This window comes from Agromyces humi, from assembly GCF_009720255.1.
Taxonomy (GTDB): Bacteria; Actinomycetota; Actinomycetes; order Actinomycetales; family Microbacteriaceae; genus Agromyces; species Agromyces humi.
This window is the reverse complement of record NZ_WJSP02000487.1, coordinates 1-2383: the sequence shown is the minus strand read 5'-3', so window position 1 is coordinate 2383 and position 2383 is coordinate 1. Positions and strand designations below refer to the sequence as shown.

The following is a 2383-nucleotide window of genomic DNA, read 5'->3' as shown; positions in this document are numbered from 1 at the left end:
ATGTCGAGCACGCCGATCTCGCTCGCGAGCACCACCAGGCCGTCGTCGGTCACGATGTACCGGCCCGGACGCAGGCCGTTGCGGTCGAGCGTGGCACCGACGAGCGAGCCGTCGGTGAACACGATGGGCGTAGCGTCGTGTCGCCGCAGCGAGCGGCCGATCACGACGAACTTCATGGTCACGGTGGATCCAGGACCGGCGGATCGTGATCGTGGCCGACACCTCGCGCACGGCGGCCGCCCGCATCGCCGACGAGCCGCGCCTCGACACCGCATGGGAGGCGTCGTTGCTGCTGGCGGCACTGGCGTCGCACGCCGGCGACCGCGTCGACTTCCTCGCCTGGGACCGGCGGGTGCGGGGCCGCGTGCAGGGCGCGAGCGGACCGGCGCTCCTCGCCCGGATGGTCGACGCCATGGCCGGCATCGAGGCGGAGCTGATCGAGGCCGACTGGGCATCCGTACCCGGCCAGGTGCGGCAGGTCACGAGCCGGCGCGCACTCGTCGTCCTGCTCACGGCGGCGGATGCCCCGGGCAACTCGCGTGGGCTGCTCACCGTGCTGCCCCAGCTCACCGCACGCCACACCGTGATCGTCGCGTCCGTGGCCGACCCGACGATCGTGGCCTCCGCACGCGAGCGGGGATCGCTGGACGAGGTCTACGCCGCCGCCGCAGCGGAGCGGGCACGTCTCGACGCCGACCGTGTCGCGGCCGCGATGCGACGACTCGGCGCGATCACCGTGGCCGCACCCCCGCAGGAGCTGCCGCCGGCCCTCGCCGACGCCTACCTCGAGCTGAAGGCCGCCGGCCGGCTCTGAACGCCGGTCAGCCCGCCACGATGCGGCTCGCGCCCGCGTCGAACTCGACGAGGTCGCCGGTCTCCCCCGCCCGCCGGGCGCGACCACCCAGCACGAGCATGTAGGCGAGGAACCCTGCGAGGGCGAGCACGCCGATGCCGATCTTCACGGGCCACGGCCACGGCGCCGGGGTCACGAAGCCCTCGATGAGCCCCGACACGAAGAGGAAGAACACCAGGCCGATCGCGACGGTGAACAACGACCGCGCATCCTCGGCGAGCGCCACGCCGCGTGGCCGCGGTCCGGGCGCCACCCATGCCCAGAAGATCCGGAGGCCGGCCGCCGCGGCGACGAAGACGCAGGTCAGCTCCAGCAGCCCGTGCGGCGCGATGTAGAGGAAGAAGGTGTCGGCCTCGTCGTAGGCGAACATCACGGCGGCCGTGATGCCCAGGTTCTGCGCGTTCTGCAGGATGACCCACGGCACCCACACGCCGAGGATGCCGAAGGCGACGCACTGCGCTGCGATCCAGGCGTTGTTCGTCCAGACGGAGCCCGCGAAGGACGCGGCGGGGTTCTCGGAGTAGTAGGAGACGAATCCCTCCTCTGCGAGCTGCCGCAGCTCGGCCTCGGTGCCGATCGTCGCGAGCACCCGTGGGTCGCCGCCGATCCACCAGGCGTACAGGGCGGCGACCACGACCGTGACCACCGCGACGGCGAGCGTGATCCAGCGCAGCCGGTACAGGGCGGCGGGAAGACTGAGGGTCGCGAACCGGGTGAACTGGCGGAGGGGGTTCTCAGGTGTGCCGGTGAACCGGAGCCGCGCTCGCGCCAGGCTCACCGAGAGGCGGTCGCCGAGCGCCGTGGAGCCGGCGGTCGTCTGCACCAGCGAGAGGTCGGATGCCGCGTGCTGGTACCGCTCGATCAGCTCGTCGGCGCCTCGACCGTCGAGCCGCGACGATCGCGAGAGCACGTCGAGCCGCTCCCAGTCGTCGTGGCGGGCGGAGGCGAGCGCGTCGAGGTCCATCTGCTTGAATACTACCCATGGCCCCCGCGACCGACACCCGCAGCCGGGCGGCCCGGTTCGACGACGAGGCCCTCGTCACCGGGGAGGCGGTCGCCCTCGACGTACGGCCCGCGAGCGCCCTCATCCGGGCGGGCGGGGCGGCGATCGACGTGCTCCTCTCGGTGGTCCTCATCCTCCTGGTGCTGCTCGCCCTCGCCGGCCTCTCCCTCGACGAGGCCGCGTTCCGGGCGGTCCTCATCGCCACGATCGTCGTGTGCATCGTCGTGCTCCCCACCGCGGTCGAGACCGCCACCCGCGGGCGCTCCCTCGGCAAGCTGGCGCTCGGCCTCCGCGTCGTGCGCGACGACGGGGGCGCGATCGGGTTGCGCCACGCGTTCATCCGCGCGCTCACCGGCGTCATCGAGATTTACCTGACGTTCGGCGGGCTCGCGGTGCTCGTCGAGCAGCACCGCGGTGAGCGGCACGAGCTCGGCGATGACGGTGATGATCGCACTCCACAGCACGGCGCGGGCGATCGCGCGCTTCGCGTTCTTCGTCTCCTCGGCGAAGTACACCGCACCGCCGTA

4 protein-coding genes are annotated in these 2383 nt (G+C 72.5%); 2 read left to right on the top strand and 2 right to left on the bottom strand.

Annotated elements, in window-relative coordinates; genetic code table 11:
- On the bottom strand, positions 1-182 hold a 182-nt coding region (locus GH736_RS21290), incomplete at its 3' end, for a hypothetical protein (RefSeq protein WP_159606867.1).
- A gap of 23 nt (positions 183-205) precedes the next feature.
- On the opposite strand from GH736_RS21290, the gene GH736_RS21285 reads away from it, so the two are divergent.
- Positions 206-814 carry a DUF58 domain-containing protein gene (locus GH736_RS21285; protein ID WP_456236779.1) on the top strand — a complete coding sequence of 203 codons (609 nt, stop codon included), beginning with the start codon at positions 206-208 and terminating at the stop codon, positions 812-814.
- Between the two features lie 7 nt (positions 815-821).
- Here the strand turns inward: GH736_RS21285 and GH736_RS21280 are convergent, their stop codons facing one another.
- A complete protein-coding gene (locus GH736_RS21280; RefSeq protein WP_159606863.1) occupies positions 822-1817 on the bottom strand; it encodes a stage II sporulation protein M in 996 nt (331 codons plus the stop codon).
- Between the two features lie 17 nt (positions 1818-1834).
- Here GH736_RS21280 and GH736_RS21275 point away from each other — a divergent pair.
- Positions 1835-2383, top strand: a 549-nt coding sequence (locus GH736_RS21275; protein ID WP_235934587.1) for an RDD family protein, incomplete at its 3' end; no start/stop codon positions are given.

Bases quoted from the DNA above. Each gene is read 5' to 3' on its own strand.
- GH736_RS21280 (WP_159606863.1), bottom strand. From the start codon at position 1,817: ATGGACCTCGACGCGCTCGCCTCCGCCCGCCACGACGACTGGGAGCGG.